We start from the raw sequence: 24,937 nt of genomic DNA, 5'->3' as shown, positions 1-24,937 counted from the left end.
TGACAGATGATGTCAAATTAGCCCGCTTTATCGGAAAATTCCAGACGATACATTGAGGTCATGAGAGGCAGCACGGTGCTGTCCCGACATGCCAAGGAGGCTCATCCATGACCGACCACTCCATCAAGGGAAAAACCGTCATCATTGCCGGCGGCGCCAAGAACCTCGGCGGCCTGATCGCCCGCGACTTCGCCGCCCACGGCGCAAAGGCCATTGCCATCCACTATAACAGCGCCGCGACGAAGGCCGATGCCGATGCGACGGTGGCGGCAGTTAAGGCCGCCGGCGCGGAAGCAGCCGCATTCCAGGCCAATCTCACCACTGCCGGCGCGGTCGAACAGCTCTTTGCCGAAGCCGTCGCCGCTTTCGGTCGTCCCGACATTGCGATCAACACGGTCGGCAAGGTTCTGAAAAAGCCGATCGTCGACATCACGGAGACCGAGTATGACGAGATGAGCGCGGTCAATGCGAAATCGGCATTCTTCTTCCTCAAGGAAGCCGGCAAGTCACTCAACGACAACGGCAAGGTCTGCACGCTCGTCACATCGCTGCTGGGCGCCTTCACGCCCTTCTATTCGAGCTATGCCGGCACCAAGGCGCCCGTCGAGCATTTCACCCGCGCGGCCGCCAAGGAGTTCGGCGATCGCGGCATCTCGGTGACGGCGATCGGCCCCGGCCCGATGGACACGCCGTTCTTCTACCCCGCGGAAAGTGCCGACGCGCAGGCCTATCACAAGGGAGCGGCCGCGCTTTCCAAATTCTCGAAGACAGGCCTCACCGATATCGAGGATATCGTTCCCTACATCCGCTTCCTCGTCTCAGACGGCTGGTGGATGACCGGCCAGACCATTCTCGTCAACGGCGGCTATACGACGAAATAAGTGGAGCAGGCGGATTTTCGGCCACAACTGTACTGGCTCAGTCCAAGTGTTCCTCAGGCATGGCGGCGCAGAGCGCCGCCAAACTCGATTCCAGCGCCGCTGGCGAATGCGGAAGGCGCTATCGTGACCTGAGCTGGGCGATAGACAGCATGAGATCGGCGCTCATGCCGATGCCGGAGCCGCGGGTCAGAATGGCGGAAGCCGGCGATGCCGTATTCACGCCATTTGCCGCGTCATAGACGGCGGAGAAGCGCTTCAGCAGATGGTCCACCTTGCCGGCATCATGCAAATCCTTGATAGGAAAAAGCTTTTCCAGCATCTTCGCCTGGCGGGTCACATCCATGTTCGACATGGATGTCGGCAGGGAGTAGGTCGTCTTGATCACGTTGTAGAGCGCGGGATCCGACATGATGTCGTAGACGGAATTGACCTGCGACGCCTTGCGCTGGAAATAGAGCGCAAGCCGGACCCCTTCGTTGGAGGCGCCCTCCTGCGTTTCCAGGCTCTGATGAAGATAAAGGTCGTTGGTGGCCAGACGCGCGCCTTTGTTCTGGCCTGATTCGATCTTGGCCGTCGTCAGGTTTCCCTTGGCATCGAAGTTGAAGACGTTCACCATCGCCTTGAACTGCTGGCCGGCCGGCGTGTTCAGAAAGCCTTTGGCATCCTCCGGATCGGCGGCGAAGGCCTTTTTCAACGCATTCTTGTCGACCGTCTTGGGATCGATGTTGTTTGCAACGAGAATAAACTCCGTCAGCTTCTTGTCGGACAGGAGTTCCTCGACATTTTCGATCTTGGCGATCGACTTGCTGAATTCGGTCGCCGCGTCCTTCGCATCCTTGACCGCCTTGTCCCGCATCTCACCGGTCAGCCCGAATGTTTTTGCCTTCGAGTAGGCGGAGATGAAGCTGTTGATCGAGGTCTGCGACAGGGCCACCACGGGGTCGCGAAGATTGCCCTTGCTGTCGAAGTTGAACGCCTTGGCAAGCTCGACGAATCTCTCGTCCTTCAGCGAGTTGACATAGCTCTTGCTGTCATAGGGATCGCTTTCCAGGATCTTGCGCAATTGATCGCGCGATACCTCGTTCCGATCGATCCCAAAGGCGCGGAGCGCCATATCTTCTATGGTCGGCAGATCCTTGTTCTTCTTGTCGTTGGCGGCAAAGAAGTCTTCGATCGTCTTGATTCCGCCGACCGCGGTTTTGTAATGGCTCTCGGCATCTTTGAACAAGGCCTGCTTGGCGTCCTTGGCCTTGGTCAGATACTTCGTGGAGATATCGTCGATGGCCTGGGCGGTCTGCGCGGTCTGACCCGCCGGCAGGGATCCGTCGGACGCGAAATTAAAATGGGAAACCATATCCGCCATTCCGGTTATGGCGGCATAGTCGGAATTGGTGAAAGCGAGGTTGAACTGCGCCGGCGTGAGCTTGGAGCTGAGGCCGAAAGCCGCCTTTATATAGGAGAACAGCCTGTTATCACCGGTGATCTCGTTGAGCGATGTCACCTCGGTAATCGCCTGGCGGTAATAGTCGTCATTACTGGTGGCCGCAGTCGGCGTCAGCAGGCTTGGAACCATGCTGTCGTATCGCGAGATCATGCCCGCCTTCTGCTGCGCCGTTTGCGCGGTTGCGGCAGAAAGCGTACCGTCGGCATTGAAATTGAACTGCGAGGCTATGAGCTTATAGGTTGCCTGGGTCGCCGCCGAGGAGAAGTTGCCGGCTGTGTTGACGAAACTGTTCGGATCGTTGATATCGCTGGTAAGGACGGACTTTAGAAACGTCTTCGAAATATGATCCGGATTTATTCCATGCGCCCGCAGGACGTAGTCCCGCATCCGGGTATTGTTGACGATATCGTCCACATTGGACACCTTATCGATCCAGGTATCGTAGAACTTGCTCTCCTTCTTGGCCAACGTCGTCTCGTCGGCGAAGGACTGCTCATAGAGCCCGATGGTATCGCTCTTCTGTGTATCGCTTTGAGCGGCCTGATTCTTTGACTTGCTGCCAAAGTTGAACGCTGCCGCAAACTGCCGGTAGCGGCTATCGGTCAACTTGTTTGCAAAGCTGCTCGTATCGCTGAGATCGCTCGTCAGGACCTTCTTCATGAAGGCCTTGGCATAGGTCATGTCTTCAAGACCATAGGCCTTCATCGCATAGCTGTAGAGCTTGTAGTCGCTCAGGAACTCATCGACATTCTTAACCTTGCCGATGTGCGTGTCATAATACTGCTGGTCACCCTTGACAGCCGCCTGCTTGGCAATGCGCGCAAGCGTCGATGCCATATCCTTTGTCGCGGTCACATAACCGAGATACGTCGAAATCATTGATCGCCCCCACAGCGCAGTTCACCAGTATTCGCCCCATATATACAATCGCAACCAGACCTTGCGCGAAGCTAGATCGGCAATCTACGGGATTCTCTTCGCACAATCCGCGCGACAGGGGAGCGTGATGGGGAAGCTCTCCTCCGTGATTCCCGGAGGTTGCCGGTACCGAGACCGCGAAGAGGAGGTCGGAAATCTGCGCTCAAAATCGATCGGGCCAGACGCTCGCCAGTCACGATTCGGCGGCAGATCGTCGCGGGAGGAACGCAAGCGCAGCCGCTCCGACAAGTCCTGAATTTTGCCCGAGTGCCGCGGAAACGACACCGACATCCCGAAACGCCGGCATGGCGCATCGCTCGACATGCGCCTGAATGCCTGCCTGCAACCGATCGAACTGCTGCGAGAGGCCGCCGCCCATGATGACGATTTCCGGACTGAAGATATGGATGAGGCTCGTAAAACCGCGCCCCAGAATATCCGCCTCTTCGTCGACAAGGTCGTTGGCAAGCCGATCGCCACTCTCGGCGGCGGCAAAGACACTGCGGCTGTCGAGCACGTCGCCGATGTGCGCAAGCGACGTTTCCTCGCACTCGGCAATCCGTGCGCGCGCCCGTTTGGTAAAGGCGGTTCCGGAGGCATAGGCTTCGAAACATCCCTTGCCTCCGCAGGAGCACACCAATCCATCGGGGACGATGGACATATGGCCGACATGGCCGGCCATGCCTTTTCGGCCGCGCAAGATCCGCCCGTCCGCGATGACGCCGCCACCGATACCGGTGCTGACCGTGACATAAACGAGATTTCGAAGCCCCAGGCCGGCGCCGAACTGCCATTCACCGATGGCGGCCGCGATGCCGTCGTTTTCGAGGCTCACCGGCAGCCGCAGGCGCGTCTGCAGCTCCTCTCGCAAAGGATAGTTCGAAAAACCGCGCAATGTCGGGATGTCGAGAGCGATCCCCAGTTCCGTATCGAGCGGTCCCGGCGCCGACACTCCAAGACCGACGACGGCGGAAGAATCGCAGGCTGAGCGCAATCTCTCCGTAAGACCGCCGATCTGGCCAAGCACGCGATCCGGTCCCGCCTCGGCGTCCGTCCGTTCCTCCAGCCGCTGGTGGATCTTGCCGTGCTCATCGACCAGCGCCGCACGAACCTGCGTTCCGCCCAGATCTATCCCGATTGCAAACCGGCTCACGCGTCACTCCATGTCAAAGGGCGTGCAGCCACGCCATTCTTTCCTGCAGCGAGGGAGCGTTGAAAGCCAGCGAGCCGAGGACGACTGTTTCGGCACCCGCCTGGCGAAGCAGCGGAACCGTGTGTTCGCGGATGCCGCCGTCCGCGGCGAGAACGATCCGGTGCGTTGCGCCCGACGTATCGATGAGATGCTTGGCCTCCCGCAGCCGATCGCCCGCTTTTTCGTCCAGTCCCTGCCCCTTCACGCCGATGGCGGTGCCGAGCAGCGTCAGGAAATCAAGGCGCGGGACGTATTTCGCAGCCTGTGACACAGGCGTTTCGACCTTGAGCACCATGCCCGCCGCAACGCCGCGACGATCCAGCAGATCCAGCGCCGCATCGGCCACGGCCTCGTTCTCGAGATGGATGCTGATCAGGTCGCTGCCTGCATCGGCAAACTGCTCGATCTGCGACAGAAGGATATTGTCGGCAGCCATCAGATGAACATGGATCGGGCGCGACGAGATCTTCCGGATACCGGCAACCAGATCAGGGAAGAACAGCATTGCGGGTGCGAAGTGACCGTCGGCGACATCGACGTGGAGAACGTCGACATAGGGATCGACCCTGGCAAGATCGTCGGCGAGACGCAAAAGGTCCGCGGACCAGACGGAAAATTCACCGATCAGGCGATCCTTGGGAAGATTGGCAATCCAGTTTCTGGAGGGATTAGTCATTGTCTTTCAATTCCTTGAGAAAATCGCCCATCGCCTTGCGGAAATCGGCAATATAGTTCGAACGGCTTTCAGCCTTGGATGTAATCTTCACGAGGCGCGCGCCTGGAATTTTCTCCGCCAGATGCCGGGCATAGGCGAGCGGATGGATGACATCGCGATCATGTCCGATCACCAGCGTCGACATCGATATCCGCAGCACCTCGGCCTCGGTAACACCAGGCCCGTCGCCGGAAATCGCCGTCAGCAATGCTGCCGTGACATCATGAGGCATCCGCGAAAAGAAGCCCAGCAGCGAAGCCAGATTGTCGGGAGCCTCGATGGCCAACCGCTGGCCTATACTGCCGGCGAGAAACGCCTCTTTGGCCTCCTCCGGCGCGCGCTCCCGCAGGAGGCGTCCGACCTCCGCATTGGGGGCCATGTTTTCCGGAGCGGACCGGGTTAGCCAGGCGGGCCGGGCAATGACGAGGGCCTTGACCAGATCGGGGCGCTTGATCGCCAGACGCAGCGAAATCGCCGCGCCCATGGAGATGCCGCCGAGCACGACCGGGGCGGCGAGATGCGTCTCGATGTAAGACGCCACATCGTCGGCGAAGGTGGCGATGGAGAAGCGCTCCGGATTACCGGCCTCAGACCAGCCATGCCCCCTTGCCTCGATCGTTATGCGACGAAAGCCCGCTTCGGCCGGAAAAATCTCCTCCGTCTGCCGCGCGTCGCCGCACAGGCCATGCTGGAAGACGACCGGAGCACCCGTCCCCGTCCCATCGACATTCAGCAGGGTTCCATCATTGGTCTCAAAAGACTGAGTACCGCTCATGGTTTTCCTCCCGCCGACCCCTCCGCAAGGATTCCGTGAAGAAACGTCGCAACGCCGGCGGCTTCTTCCGCCCGAAGACCATGGGTCACCAGACTGCCGTCAAAGCCGATCTGCTTTAACCGGCCGAGATAGTGGGGATAATCAAGAACGCCCTTGCCGGCCGTCGTGAAGCTGCCGTCGGGATTGCGATCCTTTGCATGGGCCATCACGATATGATCGGCCAGAAGATCGATGGCAGCCGACACGGTGCTTCTCTGCTCGTCCAGCGGGGCAATCTCGAAGAGGTTGGCCGGGTCCATGACGATCTTCAGCCTGGGGCTCTTGAGCTCGCCGATCAGGCGATGCGCCTTTTCCGCCGAATTAACGACATTGGCCAGTTCCGGCTCGATGCCGAGATCGACGCCGTATCGCTCCGCAATCCCTGTGGCGATCTCCATCGCCTGCAGCAGGTCACGCCACGCGTCGGGCAGATCGTTGCCGGGGTGCGCCCGCCATTGATCGACGGGATCGCGCGTGCCGGTGCAGAGCGTGATCAGCCCGGTCGACATCCCGGCGCAATGCCTGGCAAGCTCCTCCAGCCTCCGGTGCCCGGCCTCGCGCACGACAATATCGGGATGGATCATGTTATAAGTGCCGGAAACGGCCACAAGCTCGACCTCTGCGTCCGTCGCGGCCGCGCTAATCGCATGCGCTTGTTCCGTGCTGATGGTGTCGGGCATCGGCGCCAGACCCGAGCAGGCCATATTGTATTGCGCGCAGGCAAAACCGGCATCGGCGACGGATTTGAGCACCGCCGCGGGCTCGATCCCTTCGAAGGTCTTGGCGAAGATACCGAGCTTCATCACACACCGCCCGTCACGTCGGCGAGCGCAACCGCCTTGCCGCTTTCGACCGAGCGCGCGATTGCAATCATCGCCTGCACCGAGGCAAGACCGTCGTCGATATCGGCGCCTTCCATGGCGGCACCATCGAGAATGGTCCGGGCAAAGCCTTCCACCTGCCGGCGGTAGAAGTGGCCGTCGGCGCCGAGGATACGATGCGTCATGCCATCGGCCTCCCGGAAGATGTCGACTTCGCTCGTCTTGTAATACCAGGGATTATAGGTCTTTCCGAGGATGCTGCCGTTCTTGCCGTAGATCTGGAAGCCTTCGTGCCAGTCCATCCGCACCTGCACGGTGAGGTCGAGATGGCCGAGCGTGCCGGAGGCGAATTCGACATTGACGAACCAGCACCAGATGCCGGCGCGTTCCGACAGGCGGGCATCGACGGAAACGATGTCCCCGGCGAAATAGCGCGCGGTGTCGATCAGATGGCAGCCATGCGCCAGCATATAGTAGCGGCGCAGATCCGCCTTCGGATTGGCGGACGGCTTGCGGGCGTTGGCGCTGGTGACGATCAGCGGCTGGACGGCATCGGTCATCGGATAACGATGGGTGCTGTCGCAATACCACGCCTTGAGCGCGATCATCTCGCCCATTTCATCCCGGATGAAAGACTTGGCGGCCTGCAGCCCCGCGTCGAAACGCTTCATATGGCCGACCTGAAACGTCTTTCCCGCCTTTTCGACGGCGGCCTTCAGCTCAAGGCATTCCTCGACGGTGACGGCCACCGGCTTTTCGCACAGCACATGCTTGCCGGCTTCCAGAGCCTTGATGGAGGCAGGCACATGGAAGGCATCGGCCGTCGCGATGATGACGGCATCGAGATTCGGGTCGGCCAGCATCCTGTCGTAGTCCGCATAGGTCTTCTCGGCGCCATGGGTGATCGCCATTCGCTCGCGCAGATCGTCGGCCACGTCGCAGATCGCGTAGAGATCGGCATTTGCCGCCTTGGTGCAGCTTTCGAAATGCGCTGCCTGGGCGATCTGGCCGGCCCCGAGGACACCGATGCGAAGGCGTCTTTCATCTTTTGCTGGCATCAATATTCCTTCACTTCAGCGACAACCGTCAGACACTCGTCCAAGCGTCGGCAAAACGGCTTCCCAATGGAGGAAATACAATCCGGAGACCTCCCACTCCCCGGCTGGGGAAATGAATGATCACGAACGACGCCTGTTTCCTCCTCGCCGGCACCGTCATCCGTTCTTCTTTCTATAATTTTTTTACAAAAGAAATAAAATAGGCAAGCGCAATTTTTCTCGTAAATATCTTGCATGAAAGCGGAGGCCCTGACGCTTGGCGAAAGCCAAACGCCTCAAAGGAAGGATAGCCATCCTAATCAAAGAATGCGCTATCCTCGGCGGTCAGATAGGGCTTGGCCTTCTCCGCATTGAGGGTCACACCGAGACCCGGAGCATCCCAGACTCCGATGTGGCCATCCACGACGATGGGGTCCGGCAGACCATCGACGATGTCGTACCACCAGAAAGGGTCGCCGATCGTATATTCGAAGGCCACATAATTGTGCGGAAGCGCCGCGCAGACCTGCACGAGGGCGGCAAGCCCCAACAGGCCGTTCGCCGTTCCGTGCGGCGCCATCAATATACCGTGCAGGTCGGCATATTCCGCGATCCATTTCAGCTCGGCAATGCCCCCGACATCGCAAGGGTCGGGCCCGATGATATTGACGGCCTTGGTCTCGATAAGCGGCTTGAAATTCTGTCTCAGATAAATCTGCTCGCCGGTGTGGATCGGCGTCGAGGTCGATACCGTCAGATCGCGATAGACATCCGCATTGACGAAGGGCGAATAATCGCCGGTCAGCATGTCCTCCAGCCAGACGAGGTTGAACGGCTCGACGGCTTTCGCAAAGCGGATCGCATCCGGCACGGTCCAGCCGGGACCGCAATCGAGCGCCAGGCCGATCTCGTCGCCCAGCTCCTCTTTCATGGCGGCGACGCAGGCGACCATGTGCTTGAGACCGCGTTCGGTGAGCAGGCCGCGATCATGGGCGCCATGCATCCCGCCGGCTTCCGGATCGCCATAAAAGAAATCCGGCACCTCGACCCGCATGCGGCTGTGAAACCCGATCGGCTGCTTGACGATGGTGAAGCCTTCCCTCGCCGCCTTCATCGCGCGGCAATTTGCGGCATAATCCTCCGGCATGAAGCCTGCCAATGGTTCACGGACTGCGCCATTATAAACGCGAACCCGATCGCGCACCTTGCCGCCGAGAAGCTTGTAGACCGGCAGACCGGCCGCCTTGCCGGCGACGTCCCACAGCGCCATTTCGATGATGCTGACGACCGCACCCCACGGCTTGAAGCCGCCACGCTGCCGGATGCGCAGCATGACACGCTCGACATCCGTCGGGTCCTGCCCGACGAGCGCGTCCCGAAAGGCAAGGACATAGGGCTTGAGAAAGGGCTTCCATGTCTCCGCCTGTGCGTAGCCGTCGATGCCGGCGTCGGTGACGATGCGGATGACGGGGCTCGAGCCGATGACGGCGCATTTGAGATCGACGATCTTCACCTTGCGCCCCTACAAACCGAGCGAGCGGATATGATCGATCGATCGCTGGGCAAAGCGCCGCCAATCGGTGGGATTGTCATGCTCCGTGACGATATGGTCGGCCCGGGTCTTGCGGAAGAGCGGCGCGAGTGTTGCCCAGTCGATGATGCCGTCGCCGGTCGCGACCCAGCCGTCATCGGCGGTCACTCCGCGAGGGGCTGTGTCCTTGGTCTGAATGGCAACGATGCGATCGGCATAACGCTCCAGTTCCTCGGCGGGATCGGCGCCGGCCCGCGTGATCCAGCCGCAATCGATCTCGAAAAGGACCTGCTCGCCGGCGCCGAGAATATGATCGATCGGCCTTGAGCCGTCCGCGAGCGGAACATATTCGAAATCGTGATTGTGCCAGGCCACCTTCAACCCGTGCCGCGCCGCGCGCTCGGCACCTTGCGCAAGCTGCTCGCCGATCCCCTTCCAGTAGTCGGCGGTGTCGAGGCGCTCCTCTTTCGGAACGAAGGGCGGAATCATATAGGTCGCACCGAGCGTCTGCGCGATCTCGATGAAGCGGCTTGGCTCGGCGACCAGTCCCTTCAGCGGCATATGGAACCCGAAGCAACGAAGACCGGCATCGTCGATCTGCCGCCGGAACAGCGCGGGATCGCTTTCATAGGCCGGAAGCCACGGCTCGATGGCATCGTAGCCAAAGGATTTCAGCACCGGAAACTGCGCGTGAAGCGGCGGGAAATTCCTGGACGAGTAAAGTTGATACGCAATCGGATAGGCCATGGATCTGCTCTCTGGGGGATGAACATCGAATGTAAGCGGCCCTCCCGCCAAGGAGGGCCGGCAACAATCAGCCTTGCGGCTCCTTGTCATTGTCGAACTCGAGCAGCTCGACCATGACGCCAAGGGCCTTGACCGTGTCGTAATAGGCATAGCGGCCATGACCGCCGTGGAACTCGCCGCGCTGCAGGAGCTGATGGCCCTTGCCTTCAAGGAAGGCGTTGCGCTTCGTCAGATTGCGGGTGCGGAACGCGATGTGGTGGCAGCCGGGACCTTTCTCCTCCAGGAGGTCGCGCCAGGCGCTTTTCTCCGGCCCGGGCTGCAGAAACTCCACGTCGATGTTTCCGAACTTGAACATCATGATGCGGCAGCCGACGGCAGCCGGCTTGCCGTCATAAATCGCCTGCGCTTCCCCAGGTTCGGCAGCCTTGCCCTCCTTCGGCAGAGGCTTGCCTGTGAGATCGGAAAACCATTGCGCGGACTTCATCACATCGTCAGTGACGAAGCAGATCTGCATGACGGCGTCTTCATCGAGAAGTCTTGTATCCATGTCGCTTGTACCTTGTGTTCATGTTTCATGGCCGGTGCCGCAACGACGCTGCCGCGGCACCGGCCATGAGCTCGGGAGAAATTATTGCAGGATGGCCTGGTATTGCTCCTTGAGCGCGGCCACTGCCTGGTCCACGGTCATGTCCGGCTTGCTCCAGTAGTTGAAGGCGACGTCCCATATCGCCGACTGCCAGTCCTCGTCGACCATCGAATGCGGGTTCTGCACCTGATGCGCGGGGTCCTTCAGCATATCGAGGACATTCCTGGAGCAGGCGTCCAGCGTCGACGGATCGACATCGGTGCGCACGGGCGTCGAGCCCTTCGCCGCCGCAAAGGCGGCATTGATCTTCGGATCGACGATGAGCTTGGCGAATTCGACCTCCGCAGCATCCTTTTCAGGAGACTGCTTGCCGAGCAGGCCCCAGGCATCGACCGTTACCGACAAGGCCTTTGCTCCGGGAATCTGGACGCAGCCGAAATCCTTGCCGGCTTCCTTGCCCGCCGCGCGCCACTCGCCCTTCATCCAGTCGCCATGGATCTGCATGAGCGCCTGCCCCTCTATCACCATATTGGTGGTCATGTTCCAGTCGCGGTTGACGGAACCCGGATCGGAGGCCTGCTGGAATTTGCGCAGCCACTCGAACGCGGTCCGAAGCTCCGGCGCATCGAGGGCCGCTGCGTCCGGCTTCGGCCCGTAGATCCGCGTAAAGAGGTCGGCGCCGCCGATGCTCGCCACCAAAGCATGGGTGAGATAGCCGACCTGCCATTGCTGGGCGCCGAGTGCCAGCGGCACGATGCCGGCTTTCCTGATCTTGTCGAAATCGGCGTACATTTCGTCCAGCGACGTCCATTTCGCAGGATCGACGCCCGCCTTCTTGGCCGCTTCGATATTGTAGTAAAGCATGCCGTCGACATGGATGCCGAGCGGTATCTTCATGATCTGATCGTCGACGGTGATCGACTGGACGACGGAAGACGGAAACTTGTCGAGCGCGCCATCCGCCTTGAAGACGTCGGTCAACGGCCGGCCGAGGCCCATATTCGTCAGATCGCGGTAGACGCCCGGATTGTTCTCCGAGAACACGTTCGGCGGCTGGCCGCCCGTCACCAGATTCATGAGGTTGACGTTCGAGCCGGTGTCATGCGGGATGGTGATATCGATCCACTTGATCCCCTTCTCCTCTGCCGCCTTCTTCAGGACGTTGAGAGCAGCCACTTCCGCCGGCGACGACCATTTCTGGTAGATGACCAGATCCTCGGCGTGAACCACACTCGGGCAGATGGCGATGGTCGCCAGCAGCCATGCCTTTTTCCAGTTTTTCAGCATGCGTTCCTCCCATTAAAGCCGCCGCCCGCTCTGGGCGTCGAAAAGATTCAGTTTTGTCCTGGGGTAGGTCACGGAGACGATCTCGCCGGGCTTCAGCCTGGCGGCGCGATCCGGCTCGATACGCACCGCGATCAGGGACGCGCCGGTGCCGAGCGACAGGATCGCATCGGAGCCCGTGCGCTCTACGATGCGAACCGGCAGTTCCAGCGAGCAGGCCGCCGGAGACGATGGCTCGCCGATGACGAAATGCTCGGGCCGCATGCCGATGATGATCGCCTGGTCATGGGCCGGGTGTTGAGCCGTATAGGTATAGTCCGAAAGATCGAAGCGCCGGCCGTCTGCGGCGATTGCTCCAGCGCGATCTCCCTCCCGCACGATCCTGGCTTCGACCAGGTTCATGGCGGGCGAGCCGATGAAGCCGGCGACGAACAGATTCGCCGGCTGCTCGTAGACCTCATCCGGCGTGCCGAACTGCTGGATCTCGCCGCCGTTCATCACGGCGATCCTGGTCGCCATCGTCATTGCCTCGATCTGGTCATGCGTCACATAGACGACGGTCGGCTTCAGCTCCTCGTGCAGCTTCTTGATCTCGAGCCGCATTTCGGTGCGAAGCTTGGCATCCAGGTTGGACAGCGGCTCGTCGAAGAGAAGCACGTCGGCATGTTTGACGAGCGCGCGACCGATGGCGACGCGCTGGCGCTGGCCGCCAGACAGTTGCGCCGGCTTGCGGTTCATCAGCGGTTCGAGCTGCAGCAGGCTTGCCGCCCACCTGATGCGCCGGTCGGCCTCTTCCCGCGGCAATTTCAGCGCCGAGAGACCGAAGCGCAAATTCCCCTCGACCGTCTTCGTGGGATAAAGCGCATAGGACTGGAAGACCATGGCCAGCCCGCGATCCTTGGGATCAAGCTCGGTCACGTCGCGTTCGCCGATCATGATACGCCCGCTGGACACGTCGACGAGACCCGCCAGCAAATTCAGCAATGTTGTCTTGCCGCAGCCGGACGGGCCGAGCAGCACGAGAAAGTCGCTATGATCGATCGCCAGATTGAGGCCGGAGAGGACACTGACCTCACCGTATTTCTTGACGATATGTTCGAAGGAAACACTTGGCATCCGTTGCCCTAACCTTTGATCGCGCCGGCGGCGATTCCCTGCACGAAGAACTTGCCGAGGACGAAATAGATGAAGAGAGGGGGAATGGCGGTCAGCAGCGCTGCGGCCATATTGGCGTTGTAGGCGACGGTGCCCGTCGATACCGTCACCATGTTGGCGAGATTGACCGTCATCGGCGCGGCACCCAGGCCGCCGAACGTCACGCCGATCAGGTAGTCGTTCCAGATATGCGTCACCTGCATGATCAGGACGACGATCAGGATATTGCCCGACATCGGCAGGATGATCTCCAGAAAGATCCGCCAGAACGATCCCGAATCCATGATGGCCGCCTTGGTGAGATCAGCCGGGATATCCTTGTAGAAATTCCGAAAGATCAGCGTCAGGACCGGCATGGAGAGGACGGTGTGAATGAAGGCCACGGCCCAGAGCGAACCATAGATGCCCATGCCGACGGTAATGACGATCAGCGGATACATGATGATCTGGAACGGCACGAAAGCGCAGAGGAACAGCAGAAACAGGAACGCGCCCGTCCATCTCACATTCCACAGCGCCAGGGCATAACCGGTGACGGCCGACAGCGAAATCGAGGCGATCAACGAGGGGAACAGGATCGCCACCGAATTCCAGAAGCCGCCCCTCAGACCCGTACATGTGATGCCGGAACAGGCCTGGCTCCAGGCATAGATCCATGGCTCGATCGTCCAATCGCGCGGCCACGAGAAGATGGCGCCCTCGCGGATCTGATCCATCGACTTGAAGGAGGTGACGATCAGCACGTAGAGCGGCACGCAGAAGAAGAGCGCTGCCATCGACAGGAACACGAGCACCGCGATAGAGCGGCCTTTGATACGCTTCTTCGCCCTTGGAAACATCACCTGCGCCGGCGTTTCGGCGGTGACGGCCGACGACGGCCTGAGGGCTGCAATATCGCTCATGCATGACCTCCTTTGCGGGCGGCTCGCTGCTGCCAGGCGGTCAGGGCCACCAGCGGCAGGAAGATCACCAGCGTCACGACGAGCATCATCGACGCGGCGGCCGAGGCGTAACCGAGATTGCTCTTCTCCGTCATCGCCTTGATCGTGAAATAGGCGGGAAGCCAGGTGGATTGGCCAGGGCCGCCATTGGTCATCGCGACGATGATGTCATAGGCCTTGATGACGCCGAGCGAGAGCAGGATAGCGCAGGTAAGAAAGGTGAATTTCATCATCGGGATGATGACCTCCAGATAAACGCGCCAGAGACTGACGCCATCGATGCGGGCGGCACTCCAGATCTCCTGGTTGATGCCCTTCAGGCCGGCGAGCATCAGGGCCATGTAGAAGCCGGAGCTTTGCCAGACGGAGGCGAGAATGATGGCGTACATCGCCGTCTGCCCATCGTTCAGCCAATTGAAGCTCACACCCGTAAGGCCGATGCCATGCAGGAAATTTTCGAGCCCCAGCTGCGGATTGAAAATCCAGCGCCAGGCGACACCGGTCACGATCAACGAGACGGCGAGCGGGTAGAGGAAGACGGTTCGGAAGACATCCTCGCCTCGCCGCTCGCGCTCGATCATGGCGGCAAGAATGAAACCGAGCACGATGGCAAGCGCGCTGCCGATCGCCAGCACGAAGAGGTTGCGGAGCGATATTTCCCAGCCGGCGTCGGCAAACAATCTGGTGTATTGACGAAGTGGATTGGACCAGTCGATTTCGTATTCCGGCAGGCGGCGGCTGCGGGTGAACGAAAGCACGACGGTCCAGACGATCGATCCAATAAACGCGACGACCGTGATCAGCACGGCAGGCGCAAGCGCAAGCTGCGGGGCGACCCGGCTCCATCTCAATGCCATCTATTTTCCTCCGATCAGCGAGTGCGGCCTCCTCCGGCGCTTGCACATCCTGATATTAACGTTAATACTAGCGGCTTCTCGATAGGCGTCAAGCATCTATTTGCCGATCGGGAGTCTTTTGGAGGAGACATCATGACGGATTCGATTCCGCGATTGGGCTTTGGGACATGGGCAAGGACGGGCGCGGACGGCGTTGCCGCCATTCTCTACGCGCTCGAAACAGGCTACCGCCACCTCGACACGGCGCAATCCTACGGCACGGAACAGAGCGTCGGCGAGGCCATGCGGCAAAGCGGGCTGAGGCGGGACGAGATTTTCGTGACGACGAAGATCAAGGTGGACAATCTTGGTCCTGGAAAACTGCTGCCATCCCTGCGGCAAAGCTGCGACACGATCGGCGTCGATCAGGTCGACCTGACCCTGATCCACTGGCCGGCACCCCACGGTCGCATCGAACCGGAAGTCTATCTCGAACAACTCGCCGAGGCGCGGGAGGCGGCGCGCACACGGATGATCGGCGTCTCGAACTTTACCATCGCCCTGCTGGAAAAAGCCGAGGCCATTCTCGGCAAAAGGGCTGTCGCCACCAACCAGATCGAGCTCAACCCTTTGTTCCAGAACCGCAAACTCGCGGACCACTGCAACAAACGCGGCATTCTCGTGACCTGTTACCAGCCTGTCGCGCAGGGTCGCATGGGCGATATCGAGCAGATGCGGCTGGTTGCGGAGCGGCACGAAGCAACCGTCGAGCAGGTCGCGCTCGCCTATGAACTCTCCAAAGGCTATGCCGCAATTCCAACCTCGTCGAAACCCGAACGCATCCGGTCGAACTGGCAAGCACACATGCTCAGCTTGACCGCTGCCGACATCGAGACGATCGACGCACTGCCGCAGAGTTTGCGCGCCATCGATCCGGCCGGCGCTCCGCTCTGGGACTAGCGGGACCGGATTCCCAACCGCCAAACCTTCCCAAGGAGATCGCCAAAAACATTGCTTCCTTGCCCTATGCAGTATTATCGTTAAATCAACCACTTCGGAGACATCACATGGAAGACATTACCGGCCTCGGCCACCTCGCCATCAAGGTCAAGGACCTCGGTGCGTCGCTGGATTTCTATCGCGACAGGCTTGGTCTTCAGGAAATGCACAGGCTCGAGCGCGCCGACGGAACGCCGTGGATCGTCTATCTGCGCATCACCGATCGCCAGTTTCTCGAACTCTTCCCCGGCGCCGACAGCGACCGCGCCCCAGGGCCTGATGCCAACGGCACCAACCATTTCTGCCTGACGATTGACAATCTGGACGTTGCGGCGGCAAAGCTGGAGAAAGCCGGCATTGCGCTCACCTCGCCGATCAAGTCCGGGCTTGACGGGAATCGTGGCGCGTGGATCGAAGATCCGGACGGCAACAGGATCGAATTGATGGAAATGGCGCCGGATTGCCTGCAATACAGAGCGATTGCCGCTCTGAAACAGCAGACGGTGTGACAGGAGTCGAATTTGCATGGCAAAGCCTGCGGCGCGCTTGAAGGATATCGCCGATAAAACCGGATTTTCGGTGAATACCGTGTCGCTGGCTTTGCGAGGCAGCTCGCGCATTCCCCCTGAAACCCGCGCCCTCATCGCGGATGTGGCGCGCGAGCTGAACTACCTGCCCAACTTTGTCGCCACATCGCTGGTGCGGCGGGAAACCCGTTCGATCGGGCTGATCCTGACGGACCTTTCGAATCCGGTGCTCACTGCCGTTGCGCAAGCCGTGGAAGGCGAACTTTCCAAGCGTGGCTACACGACCCTCTTTGCGACCTCGAACAACGATATCGCCGTCGAGGAAACAATGATCGAAACCTTCCGGGCCAGGCGGGCCGATGGGATGCTGGTATTTCCCTGCAGCCACCGCCGCCTGGACCATATCCGCAAGCTGCGCGCGCGCAACTATCCGGTCGTTCTTCTCGTCGGCGATCCGGATGCCGGCATCGACGCCGTCTGCATGGATGAGCGGATGGGGGCCTACAAGGCTGTCGGCCATCTTCTGAGCAACGGCCACCGCCGCATCGTCATCATCGACGGCGGCACGAAGCTTGGCAATTCGGAGAAGCTCGAAGGCTATATGCAGGCCCACCGGGATGCCGGGGTTGAGATCGACACCGCGCTTTTCGTCAAGCCGAGTGGCCACTCGGTCGCGCATGGCTACTGGGCCGCGGATACGATCTTCAGCCAGCGGCTCGGCGCGTCCGCCATTTTCGCCACCAATGATTCTTTGGCGCTCGGCGTTCTGCGATATTGTGCCCGAAACAACATTCGTGTCCCTGACGATATCGCACTCATGGGCTTCGACAATATCGAATTCGGCGAGTATGCCGTGACGCCGATCTCGACGGTCGACTATAATGTCGAGCGCGTGTCGGCCATGGCCGTGGAGCGCGTCGTCGATCTGATCGGCGCGGAGGCGGACTTACCGCCACCGCGCGTAACCCTGATCGAACCTGACCTTTTGATACGCCAGAGCTCGAATTCGACCCTTCGCGGCTGAGAGCCGTAGCAAGCCTGTTCAACCCGCCGCCAACGGATAGCGGACATAGGCAAAGGCACTGGAATCGGGCGCCCAGGAATTCACATTGATGCTGCCCTGGCCGCCATTGAACGCATCGAGATCTCGCGCCTTGCCGCCATCTGCGGACATGAACCGCAGGATCACGTCCTTGTCCGCGGGATGACCGATCGTTCCCACCGGATAGCTCAAATATACGAGATCGCGGCCGTTGGGTGCCGGATGCGGGAACCAGTTTACGCGCTCGTCATGCGTCAGCTGTTCCAGTCCAGTGCCGTCGGGGCGCATGCGAAACGCCTGTGCATGACCCGGCTGTGTCGCCGCCGCTTCGGAATTGAAATAGATCCATTGCCCGTCCGGCGAGAATTCGGAGCCGTCGACAGGGCAAGCGCCATCGGTCAGGAACACGTCCTGGCCGCCTGCGGCCGGAATGGTGCAGATGCGCGTGAAGACGCCGCCGCCTTCGCGGCGCTCCAGCCCGACATAGGCCAGGGTAGCGCCATCCGGAGAAATGCCGTGCAGGTAATATTTGAAGCCGCGCGAGGCCTCATGCTCGTTGGAAACGCGCTGCGGCGTCCCGCCCTCGAACGGCACGCGATAGAGATGGCCGTCATTGGCACTGACGAAGAAAGATCGCCCGTCCCGCGAGACGACATGGTCGTTGTTCAGATTCTCGACCGGCGCCGTATTGATGCGATGCGGGCCATCCTGCCCATCGGGAGAGATGCGAAAGAGGCGGCCGTCGCCATTGTAAACCAACCACTTGCCATCGGGCGACCAATTGGGTGCTTCGATAAGCTCGCCGGTTTCGTAGATCACACGCGCCGTCGATGAGGCGATGTCGAAGACGACGAGCTCGCTGATCTGACGCGGCAATAAACGTCGGGTTTCCGGTTCCGGGCGCATGGATGGCATAGTCTCTCCTCCGTTTGGATTAACGATAATACAAGCAGCTTATGCGATCCCTTTTCCATCAACAACCACTTAATGGATGCAACCCACCGACGATGTCGGCGACCACCTTGCAAAGCAGGTTTAGAAAAGGATCCCACCTCTCGGCGCCAATGGAAATCGTCACGCTCGCCGCTAGTTCGGCTGAAAAAAGCGCTCGCATCTCACAGGCCTACGCCACCGCGATCTCTCCGTCCCGGCGGAATTCACAGCGAGCGACAGGCGGCGGGCGAGACCGAAACCTGCGTCTCTTTCACAGGGAACCCCAGGCGGGAACCGCAGAATCGCGCGCAGATATGGATCTCCGCACCGCTTTGCCACGGCACGAATTGACGCATTGCGCTTGCCATGAGCCTGCCCTATGACTGCAGGCCTTATCCGCGGGATGCGGTGGCGGGGACAAGAATGCGGAAGACAATTTCGCGAACATGGCAGTGGAGCGCGCGCATCGTTTGCGCCGTGGCGCTGTTGCTTGTCGGCTTCGCCCATCAGCCGGTCGTTGCGACGGCGGATGAGATATCCCCGATAGAGCTTGCCCAGTACCGGCTGCCGGATGGGTCGCTGCCTGTCCTCTGCATCACCTACAGGGATGCCGACGGCAAGGTGCATGGAAAGGCTTATGCGCCCGGCTGCGAGGCATGCCGGATCGCTTCGGCTGTGGTGCTGCCAGCACCTCCGACCGAGATTTGCGAACGTCTTGCCTCCCCTCGCGGAGAGGCCGTCATCGCGAAGGCGGAGGCCTTCCATCGGCAGCTTTATCCGCCGAACACCGGCCCGCGAGCGCCGCCCATCCTCGACATCGTTGGCTGAACCGGCGTCGCGGCTTTCGCCATGACGCCCGCCGTCAACGGCTGCCGTCATGCACGACCCCTCGGGTCGTAAATCTGAGGATGGGCACGCCCAGCTGAACTTCGCCGAACGAGGCGGGACCGATCGGTCCGGCCGCTCCAGTAAGGCAAGTCCACTCCAGCGGCGGCCCAGTGCCGTCTTCTCCTCGGATCGACCGCTCGCGGCAGCCCGCCGATCTTCGGAGGATTTTCATGTCTGCCTTTACCGCTGCAGAACCTGCGGCCGCAGCAACCCATAATATCTCGCTCTATCGCGCGATCTGGCGCTGGCATTTTTTCGCCGGCCTGCTCGTCATCCCTTTCATGCTCAATCTGGCGATCACGGGATCGCTCTATCTCTTCAAGGATCAGATTGCCGATATCTTCTACTCGCATCGCTATCTCGTCACTAAGACCGGTACGATGCTGCAGCCGCAAGAGATCGCCGATTCTGCGCTTGCGGCCTTTCCCGGTGCTCGCGCCACCTCCTATCACGAAGCATCGGCTGCGAACCGCTCGGCCTGGGTGACGGTGTCCAAGGATGGCCAATCGACCATCGTCTACGTCAACCCTTATGACGGCAATATCCTGGGATCGGTCGGCTCGAAGCAGGAGTTTAGCTGGGTCGTCAAGCGCATCCACAGCCTCGAATACTTCGGGGAGTGGACCAATCGCCTCATCGAGATCGTTGCAGGCTTTGCCCTCGTCCTCGTGGTGACCGGCATCTATCTCTGGTGGCCGCGACAGCAGACCGGCGGCGTGTTGACGGTTCGCGGCAACCCGTCGCGGCGCGTCTTCTGGCGCGACCTGCATGCGGTGACGGGAGCGCTTGCCGGCATTCTGATCTTCTTCCTCGCCTTCAGCGGCATGCCTTGGTCCGGCTATTGGGGTGCCAACGTCAATGCCTGGCTGACCGCCCATGATCTGGGCACGCCGGCAGCGCTGTGGGACGAGGTTCCGAAATCGACGAAAGTCACCCAGGATGTCGTCAGCCGGGCCGGCTGGGTGGTCGAGAACGCCCCGGTTCCGCTGTCCGATATCGCGGCAGCACAGTCGGCGAAACCGCTCGGCCTGAACAAGGCCGTCGACATCATGCACGGTTTGGGCATGGTTTCCGGTTCCGATCTCGCAATTCCGACCGACGAAACCGGCGTCTATACCGCAAGCCACTATTTCGGCGATCTCGGCAAGGAGAGGACCGTTCACATCGACCAATATTCCGGCAAGTCGCTGGTCGATATTTCCTACGATCAATATCCGGCGCTCGGCCGGGCAATCGAGTGGGGCATCAACATCCATCAGGGACAGGAATGGGGGCTCTTCAACCAGCTCCTGATGCTGGCCGCTTGCCTGGCAATCGTCCTGTGCTGCGTCACGGCTGCGGCCATGTGGTGGAAGCGCAGGCCGGCCGGCCGTCTCGGCGTGCCGCCGATGCCGCCGCAGAAGTCCGTCTATGTCGGCCTATGGCTCATCGCCATCCTCTTCGGCGTGGCCTTCCCGCTGACGGGGGCCGCCATCGTCGCGATGCTGCTCCTCGACCAGCTCGTGCTCCGCTTCGTGCCGCCGCTCCGGCGCTTCTTTTCCTGACGGGGTCGGGCGGAGCCTGGCGCTTCGCCCGCCCGCTTCCTTTTCTGGATCAAGGATATCGATCGTGTTGAAACGCTTTTTTGCTCTTGCCGCCTTCGGGCTGGCATCCCTGCTTTCCTCCATCGCCCTTGCCGACGACATCAAGATCGGCAGCCTTATAATTTCCGCGCCCTATGTTCGCGCAATGGTGCCCGGAGCACCTGTCGGCGGCGGCTACCTGACCATCGCCAATGCGGGGGATAGCGACGACCGGCTGGTCGCGGTCAGCTCTCCGCGCGCCGCAACGGTCCAGATTCACGAGATGAAGATGGACAATGACGTCATGATCATGCGCGAGCTGCCCGATGGCCTGTCCATACCGGCGGGCAAGACCGTCGAGCTGAAGCCCGGCGGCTATCATGTGATGTTCATGAAAGTCGCCGAGCCCTTCCTTCAGGGCCAGATCGTCAGGACGACACTCAAATTCGAAAAGGCCGGCGCCGTCGAAGTCGATTTCCCGGTGGGATCGATAGCGGCGAACAAGCCCGGCGCCGATGCGAAAGCCGGCGACGGCATGCCCGACATGAAGGGCATGAACATGAACGAGAGACACTCCACCGGCGATCCGCAAAGCGATATTCCGGCAACAATGAAGGCGATGTTCGAAACGCCGGAGAAGCCGCTCGCAATTCGGCCAATCGTCGGCCACGGAGACTGGGCGGTGGCAGGGTGGGTGCAGGATGGTCGCGGCGGCCGTGCTCTCTTGAGGAAAAGCCATGGCGGATGGGTCGTCCGTCTTTGCAGTGGCGATAGCCTGAAAGACGCGGACGCGCTGCAAAAGATCGGCCTGACGCGGGATGACGCACAGGCCATTGCAGCCGATCTCTCCATCGCCGAAGCCAAGCTCGACGCTAGGACATTGGCTCTGCTTTCGAGCTTCGAGGGGACGGTGATGATGGATCATGCCGACGCTACCCATGCGGGAGGCGACCATGCCGGCCATAACAAGTGATGCCATCGGCCGCACCGACAGACATGCGACATATGGATTGCTCGCGTGCATGAAGCCGCTCGCCATCGGCTCGCTTCTGCCGCTTGCCGGCTGCAACATGGTCGTCCTCGCCCCATCCGGCGACATCGCCGTCCAGCAACGCAATCTCATCGCGATCTCGACGGTACTGATGCTGCTCATCATCGTGCCGGTGATTGCGCTGACGCTGTTCTTTGCCTGGAAGTACCGTCAGTCGAACACGGCCGCAATCTATGAGCCCGACTGGCATCACTCGACGAAGCTCGAACTCATCATCTGGTCGGCGCCGCTTGCCATCATCATCGCGCTTGGCGCGGTGACATGGATCAGCACGCACCGGCTCGATCCATATCGGCCGCTCGATCGCATCGACGCGTCGAGGCCCCTTCCCGCAAATACCAAGCCATTGAATGTCGAGGTGGTGGCGCTCGACTGGAAATGGTTGTTTCTCTATCCGGACCTGGGGATCGCGACGGTCAATGAACTCGCCGCTCCGATCGATACCCCGATCGACTTCAAGATTACGGCCTCATCGATCATGAATTCGTTTTTCGTGCCGGCCCTGGCCGGTCAGATCTATGCCATGCCCGGCATGGAAACCAAGCTGCACGCGGTCATCAACCATGTCGGCGAGTATCAGGGTTTTTCCGCCAATTACAGCGGCGCCGGCTTCTCGAACATGCGCTTTCGCTTCCACGGCCTCAATCAGGCCGATTTCGACGCCTGGGTGCAGAAAGCGCGGGCGCAGGGCAGCTCCTTCGGCCGCGCCGAATATCTGAAGCTCGAGCAGCCGAGCGAGAAGGAGCCGGTCCGATATTTCTCCCATGTCGATCCGCAGCTCTATGACGCCATCCTCAACATGTGCGTCGACCAGTCGAAGATGTGCGTGAACGAGATGATGCGCATCGACGCGAACGGCGGCGGCGGGCGGGAAGGCATCAACAACGTCGTTCGCCTGGCAAACAAAGGCAATCCCGGGAGCAAAACGCCGGAGCGCCCGGCAAAACCTTTCGTTGCTGCACTTTGCACGCCGACAGGAACCGGACCTGGCGGCAGCGTCGAGACCGTTGCGACCCCACTCCCCAAGACCCGGATCGACTAGTCCCGGCACGCCCAACAAGGAGACATCCCATGTCAAACAGACACCGCTTTGCCACAATGGCCGTCGCCCTGACGCTGGTCGTCGGCGCGGCGGCCGTAGGCTACGCGACGTTCCTGATGATGCCGAAGGTACGGGCCGCGGGAAACGTCGGTGCAGCGTTTACGCTCACGGACGATCGCGGCGAGCCGATCACCGAAAAGGCGCTTTCGGGACATCCCTCGCTCGTCTATTTCGGCTACACGCATTGCCCCGATGTCTGCCCGACCACGCTCTATGATATGGCAGGCTGGCTCAAGACGCTCGGCCCCCACGCGGACAAGCTGAAGGCCTACTTCTTCTCCGTCGATCCCGAGCGCGATACGCCCGAAATCATGCATAGCTACACCGGCAACTTCACCGACCGGATCACCGGCATAACGGGCAGCCCTGAGGAGATGCAGAAGGCCATCAAGGGGTGGCGCATCTATGCCAAGAAAGTTCCCGGTGCGGATGGCGGATATACGATGGATCATACCGCATCCGTCCTGCTCGTCGATGCAGGCGGCAATCTGAGGGGCACGATCGCCTACCAGGAAAATACCGATGTCGCGCTGCAGAAGATCCGAAATCTGCTGCAGCAGGAATAATCCGTGACCTTCGATGTCAACGGAGAATGAGAATTCCGTTTGGCGCAGCCGCCGGCGGGTATAGGCGATCGACCGATCGCCATCGCACGGTCCGCAGGCTTTCTGCGGATCATCAACATGAGAGGAAACCAGACATGCCCCCGATCAAGAAAATGCTTCTCGCTGCTGCCGCAATCAGCCTCGCCTTTGCCGGCCAGGCCATGGCGCATGCTCATTTGAAGACAGCCGTTCCGGCGGCCGACACTACTGTAAAGGCAGCACCGTCCGAACTCGACCTGACCTTTTCCGAAGGGCTCAACCTGAAATTCAGCGGCGTCAAGATTACCGGGCCCAACAAGGCGGCCGTCAAGACCGGCGAAGCCATGCTGATGGACAAGGACGCGACGCTGATGGTCCCCGTCACCGACAAGCTTACGCCCGGCAAATATACCGTCGAATGGCATGCGCTCTCTACGGACGGCCACAAGACCAACGGAACCTACAGCTTCACAATCACGCCCTGATCGCCCCGAAGCCGCCCGCGACCATGCGGGCGGCTGCCCAAAGGATGATCTCACCTTAAAAAGGCCGCCACTTGAAATCACTCATCAAAAGCTCGCTAAAAATCATCGGTACTCTTTCCAACATCAACCGAATTTTTGCAGCAGAGACCTCTGGCTAATGGGATAAGCCCTTATTGTCGAACTAATTCTGTGAAGCTGCTCGGAATCTCCGTATAAAGCCAACCTCAAAGGGACGATACCATGGCTGACGACAGGTGGTGTCCCTTCCCGCACCGAGAATACAGAGCTGCTCCATAGCACGCGCATGTCAGGTCGCCGTTCGACATCGCCGTCGGTCCGCGTATCCTTTTTCGTCTCGGCCTCGTCTTAAGAGTGACTTGCCGCCCAAATTGGTGGTCGGCAACTCCAGGACGCAGGAGATCGGCGAAATGGCAAGTAAACAAAGCGAAGCGAACAAGAAGCACTACGAGACTATCGCAGCCCACGCGCGGAGTGGCCAACAACTGCCGCCCGAGGAAGAGGCCGCCTGGAACGACGCCGAATGGACGAAGCTGACGGCCGAACCGGGTGGCGTTGACTTTCTGGAGGTGGAGGTCGGCGATAAGCCAGCGCTTTGGATCGTCCCGAAGGCGCAGCGCTTGACCGAGTCATCCTATACATTCACGGGTGTGGATTTGTAGGCGGCTCGATCTACACCCACCGAAAGATGATCGCACATCTCGCCAAGGCGACTGGTCCCCGGCTGCCATACCCGGAGAATACGTCTATGCGGACCTTCCTTATCGGCTTTATCCTGAAAGTTATGATGTAACCTAGCACCGGGCATTAACCCAGGTCTTTCGTCGGCGATGAAATCGCTGCC

Annotated in this window: 25 protein-coding genes; 11 read left to right on the top strand and 14 right to left on the bottom strand. The window is 60.4% G+C overall.

Annotation, left to right across the window (positions count from 1 at the left end; all coding sequences use genetic code 11):
• The first annotated feature begins 107 nt into the window (after positions 1-107).
• Positions 108-881, top strand: coding sequence for an SDR family oxidoreductase (locus GR212_RS30100; protein ID WP_163992476.1), 774 nt, complete (start codon positions 108-110; stop codon positions 879-881).
• Positions 882-999: 118 nt separating this feature from the next.
• Here the strand turns inward: GR212_RS30100 and GR212_RS30095 are convergent, their stop codons facing one another.
• The 13 genes from GR212_RS30095 to GR212_RS30035 all read right to left on the bottom strand — a co-directional run bounded on the left by GR212_RS30095 (position 1,000) and on the right by GR212_RS30035 (position 14,923).
• On the bottom strand, positions 1,000-3,204 hold the full coding sequence (locus GR212_RS30095) for a DUF1217 domain-containing protein (protein ID WP_163992474.1): 2,205 nt from the start codon (positions 3,202-3,204) through the stop codon (positions 1,000-1,002).
• Positions 3,205-3,436: 232 nt separating this feature from the next.
• Positions 3,437-4,396 (bottom strand): ROK family protein, encoded by a 960-nt coding sequence (locus tag GR212_RS30090; RefSeq protein ID WP_163992472.1) that lies wholly within the window; start codon positions 4,394-4,396, stop codon positions 3,437-3,439.
• 13 nt (positions 4,397-4,409) lie between these two features.
• The gene (locus GR212_RS30085) at positions 4,410-5,111 is read right to left on the bottom strand and encodes a ribulose-phosphate 3-epimerase (RefSeq protein WP_163992470.1); all 702 of its coding nucleotides are present in this window, start codon (positions 5,109-5,111) and stop codon (positions 4,410-4,412) included.
• Positions 5,104-5,925, bottom strand: a complete 822-nt coding sequence (locus GR212_RS30080; RefSeq protein WP_163992468.1) for an alpha/beta fold hydrolase — start codon at positions 5,923-5,925, stop codon at positions 5,104-5,106. Before GR212_RS30080 ends, GR212_RS30085 begins: the two co-directional genes overlap by 8 nt.
• Entirely contained in the window at positions 5,922-6,767 is an 846-nt protein-coding gene (locus GR212_RS30075; protein WP_163992467.1) for a sugar phosphate isomerase/epimerase family protein, read from the bottom strand. The genes GR212_RS30080 and GR212_RS30075 overlap by 4 nt, the downstream gene beginning before the upstream one ends.
• The gene (locus GR212_RS30070; RefSeq protein WP_163992465.1) at positions 6,767-7,843 is read right to left on the bottom strand and encodes a Gfo/Idh/MocA family protein; all 1,077 of its coding nucleotides are present in this window, start codon (positions 7,841-7,843) and stop codon (positions 6,767-6,769) included. The genes GR212_RS30075 and GR212_RS30070 overlap by 1 nt, the downstream gene beginning before the upstream one ends.
• Positions 7,844-8,138: 295 nt before the next feature.
• Positions 8,139-9,335, bottom strand: coding sequence for an enolase C-terminal domain-like protein (locus GR212_RS30065; protein WP_163992463.1), 1,197 nt, complete (start codon positions 9,333-9,335; stop codon positions 8,139-8,141).
• A gap of 9 nt (positions 9,336-9,344) precedes the next feature.
• On the bottom strand, positions 9,345-10,100 hold the full coding sequence (locus GR212_RS30060) for a sugar phosphate isomerase/epimerase family protein (RefSeq protein ID WP_163992461.1): 756 nt from the start codon (positions 10,098-10,100) through the stop codon (positions 9,345-9,347).
• 67 nt (positions 10,101-10,167) lie between these two features.
• Positions 10,168-10,647 carry a VOC family protein gene (locus tag GR212_RS30055; RefSeq protein ID WP_163992459.1) on the bottom strand — a complete coding sequence of 160 codons (480 nt, stop codon included), beginning with the start codon at positions 10,645-10,647 and terminating at the stop codon, positions 10,168-10,170.
• Positions 10,648-10,728: 81 nt separating this feature from the next.
• Positions 10,729-11,973: an ABC transporter substrate-binding protein gene (locus GR212_RS30050; protein WP_163992457.1), complete on the bottom strand. Its 1,245-nt coding sequence runs from the start codon at positions 11,971-11,973 to the stop codon at positions 10,729-10,731.
• A 12-nt stretch (positions 11,974-11,985) separates the two neighbouring features.
• Positions 11,986-13,086 (bottom strand): ABC transporter ATP-binding protein, encoded by a 1,101-nt coding sequence (locus tag GR212_RS30045; protein ID WP_163992455.1) that lies wholly within the window; start codon positions 13,084-13,086, stop codon positions 11,986-11,988.
• 8 nt (positions 13,087-13,094) lie between these two features.
• A complete protein-coding gene (locus tag GR212_RS30040; protein ID WP_163992453.1) occupies positions 13,095-14,027 on the bottom strand; it encodes a carbohydrate ABC transporter permease in 933 nt (310 codons plus the stop codon).
• Positions 14,024-14,923, bottom strand: a complete 900-nt coding sequence (locus tag GR212_RS30035; RefSeq protein WP_163992451.1) for a carbohydrate ABC transporter permease — start codon at positions 14,921-14,923, stop codon at positions 14,024-14,026. Before GR212_RS30035 ends, GR212_RS30040 begins: the two co-directional genes overlap by 4 nt.
• 132 nt (positions 14,924-15,055) lie before the next feature.
• Here GR212_RS30035 and GR212_RS30030 point away from each other — a divergent pair, with 132 nt between their 5' ends.
• From GR212_RS30030 to GR212_RS30020, 3 genes are all read left to right on the top strand, one after another.
• The gene (locus GR212_RS30030; RefSeq protein WP_163992449.1) at positions 15,056-15,862 is read left to right on the top strand and encodes an aldo/keto reductase; all 807 of its coding nucleotides are present in this window, start codon (positions 15,056-15,058) and stop codon (positions 15,860-15,862) included.
• A 107-nt stretch (positions 15,863-15,969) separates the two neighbouring features.
• The gene (locus GR212_RS30025) at positions 15,970-16,410 is read left to right on the top strand and encodes a VOC family protein (protein WP_163992447.1); all 441 of its coding nucleotides are present in this window, start codon (positions 15,970-15,972) and stop codon (positions 16,408-16,410) included.
• Between the two features lie 16 nt (positions 16,411-16,426).
• Entirely contained in the window at positions 16,427-17,452 is a 1,026-nt protein-coding gene (locus tag GR212_RS30020) for a LacI family DNA-binding transcriptional regulator (RefSeq protein ID WP_163992445.1), read from the top strand.
• 18 nt (positions 17,453-17,470) lie between these two features.
• Here GR212_RS30020 and GR212_RS30015 read toward each other — a convergent pair whose 3' ends face one another.
• Positions 17,471-18,385 carry a TolB family protein gene (locus GR212_RS30015; RefSeq protein ID WP_246726078.1) on the bottom strand — a complete coding sequence of 305 codons (915 nt, stop codon included), beginning with the start codon at positions 18,383-18,385 and terminating at the stop codon, positions 17,471-17,473.
• 441 nt (positions 18,386-18,826) lie between these two features.
• Here GR212_RS30015 and GR212_RS30010 point away from each other — a divergent pair, with 441 nt between their 5' ends.
• From GR212_RS30010 to GR212_RS29980, 7 genes are all read left to right on the top strand, one after another.
• Complete coding sequence (locus GR212_RS30010) at positions 18,827-19,231, top strand: hypothetical protein (protein WP_163992443.1); 405 nt, start codon at positions 18,827-18,829, stop codon at positions 19,229-19,231.
• A 230-nt stretch (positions 19,232-19,461) separates the two neighbouring features.
• Positions 19,462-20,835: a PepSY-associated TM helix domain-containing protein gene (locus GR212_RS30005; RefSeq protein ID WP_163992441.1), complete on the top strand. Its 1,374-nt coding sequence runs from the start codon at positions 19,462-19,464 to the stop codon at positions 20,833-20,835.
• A gap of 64 nt (positions 20,836-20,899) precedes the next feature.
• On the top strand, positions 20,900-21,826 hold the full coding sequence (locus tag GR212_RS30000; RefSeq protein WP_163992439.1) for a copper uptake system-associated protein: 927 nt from the start codon (positions 20,900-20,902) through the stop codon (positions 21,824-21,826).
• A gap of 49 nt (positions 21,827-21,875) precedes the next feature.
• A complete protein-coding gene (cyoA, locus tag GR212_RS29995; RefSeq protein WP_163992598.1) occupies positions 21,876-22,946 on the top strand; it encodes a ubiquinol oxidase subunit II in 1,071 nt (356 codons plus the stop codon).
• Positions 22,947-22,975: 29 nt separating this feature from the next.
• On the top strand, positions 22,976-23,572 hold the full coding sequence (locus tag GR212_RS29990) for an SCO family protein (RefSeq protein WP_246726076.1): 597 nt from the start codon (positions 22,976-22,978) through the stop codon (positions 23,570-23,572).
• Positions 23,573-23,706: 134 nt separating this feature from the next.
• Positions 23,707-24,075, top strand: a complete 369-nt coding sequence (gene copC / locus GR212_RS29985; protein WP_163992438.1) for a copper homeostasis periplasmic binding protein CopC — start codon at positions 23,707-23,709, stop codon at positions 24,073-24,075.
• A gap of 428 nt (positions 24,076-24,503) precedes the next feature.
• The gene (locus GR212_RS29980; RefSeq protein ID WP_204326833.1) at positions 24,504-24,755 is read left to right on the top strand and encodes a hypothetical protein; all 252 of its coding nucleotides are present in this window, start codon (positions 24,504-24,506) and stop codon (positions 24,753-24,755) included.
• Positions 24,756-24,937 lie beyond the last annotated feature (182 nt).

It is taken from the genome of Martinezella lusitana, from assembly GCF_010668395.1.
GTDB lineage: Bacteria > Pseudomonadota > Alphaproteobacteria > Rhizobiales > Rhizobiaceae > Rhizobium > Rhizobium lusitanum_A.
The sequence above is the reverse complement of the archived record's forward strand: the minus strand, read 5'-3'. Positions and strand labels throughout refer to the sequence as shown.

What these genes read in the sequence shown, in the direction of transcription:
- GR212_RS30040 (WP_163992453.1), bottom strand. Translation starts at nt 14,027, where the DNA reads ATGAGCGATATTGCAGCCCTCAGGCCGTCGTCGGCCGTCACCGCCGAA.
- GR212_RS30005 (WP_163992441.1), top strand. Translation starts at nt 19,462, where the DNA reads ATGTCTGCCTTTACCGCTGCAGAACCTGCGGCCGCAGCAACCCATAAT.
- GR212_RS30015 (WP_246726078.1), bottom strand. Translation starts at nt 18,385, where the DNA reads ATGCCATCCATGCGCCCGGAACCGGAAACCCGACGTTTATTGCCGCGT.
- GR212_RS30045 (WP_163992455.1), bottom strand. Translation starts at nt 13,086, where the DNA reads ATGCCAAGTGTTTCCTTCGAACATATCGTCAAGAAATACGGTGAGGTC.
- GR212_RS30035 (WP_163992451.1), bottom strand. Translation starts at nt 14,923, where the DNA reads ATGGCATTGAGATGGAGCCGGGTCGCCCCGCAGCTTGCGCTTGCGCCT.
- GR212_RS30010 (WP_163992443.1), top strand. Translation starts at nt 18,827, where the DNA reads ATGCGGAAGACAATTTCGCGAACATGGCAGTGGAGCGCGCGCATCGTT.
- copC (WP_163992438.1), top strand. Translation starts at nt 23,707, where the DNA reads ATGCCCCCGATCAAGAAAATGCTTCTCGCTGCTGCCGCAATCAGCCTC.
- cyoA (WP_163992598.1), top strand. Translation starts at nt 21,876, where the DNA reads ATGAAGCCGCTCGCCATCGGCTCGCTTCTGCCGCTTGCCGGCTGCAAC.
- GR212_RS30095 (WP_163992474.1), bottom strand. Translation starts at nt 3,204, where the DNA reads ATGATTTCGACGTATCTCGGTTATGTGACCGCGACAAAGGATATGGCA.
- GR212_RS30030 (WP_163992449.1), top strand. Translation starts at nt 15,056, where the DNA reads ATGACGGATTCGATTCCGCGATTGGGCTTTGGGACATGGGCAAGGACG.
- GR212_RS30050 (WP_163992457.1), bottom strand. Translation starts at nt 11,973, where the DNA reads ATGCTGAAAAACTGGAAAAAGGCATGGCTGCTGGCGACCATCGCCATC.
- GR212_RS30020 (WP_163992445.1), top strand. Translation starts at nt 16,427, where the DNA reads ATGGCAAAGCCTGCGGCGCGCTTGAAGGATATCGCCGATAAAACCGGA.
- GR212_RS30100 (WP_163992476.1), top strand. Translation starts at nt 108, where the DNA reads ATGACCGACCACTCCATCAAGGGAAAAACCGTCATCATTGCCGGCGGC.
- GR212_RS30085 (WP_163992470.1), bottom strand. Translation starts at nt 5,111, where the DNA reads ATGACTAATCCCTCCAGAAACTGGATTGCCAATCTTCCCAAGGATCGC.
- GR212_RS29990 (WP_246726076.1), top strand. Translation starts at nt 22,976, where the DNA reads ATGTCAAACAGACACCGCTTTGCCACAATGGCCGTCGCCCTGACGCTG.
- GR212_RS30080 (WP_163992468.1), bottom strand. Translation starts at nt 5,925, where the DNA reads ATGAGCGGTACTCAGTCTTTTGAGACCAATGATGGAACCCTGCTGAAT.
- GR212_RS30075 (WP_163992467.1), bottom strand. Translation starts at nt 6,767, where the DNA reads ATGAAGCTCGGTATCTTCGCCAAGACCTTCGAAGGGATCGAGCCCGCG.
- GR212_RS30025 (WP_163992447.1), top strand. Translation starts at nt 15,970, where the DNA reads ATGGAAGACATTACCGGCCTCGGCCACCTCGCCATCAAGGTCAAGGAC.
- GR212_RS29980 (WP_204326833.1), top strand. Translation starts at nt 24,504, where the DNA reads ATGGCAAGTAAACAAAGCGAAGCGAACAAGAAGCACTACGAGACTATC.
- GR212_RS30070 (WP_163992465.1), bottom strand. Translation starts at nt 7,843, where the DNA reads ATGCCAGCAAAAGATGAAAGACGCCTTCGCATCGGTGTCCTCGGGGCC.
- GR212_RS30060 (WP_163992461.1), bottom strand. Translation starts at nt 10,100, where the DNA reads ATGGCCTATCCGATTGCGTATCAACTTTACTCGTCCAGGAATTTCCCG.
- GR212_RS30055 (WP_163992459.1), bottom strand. Translation starts at nt 10,647, where the DNA reads ATGGATACAAGACTTCTCGATGAAGACGCCGTCATGCAGATCTGCTTC.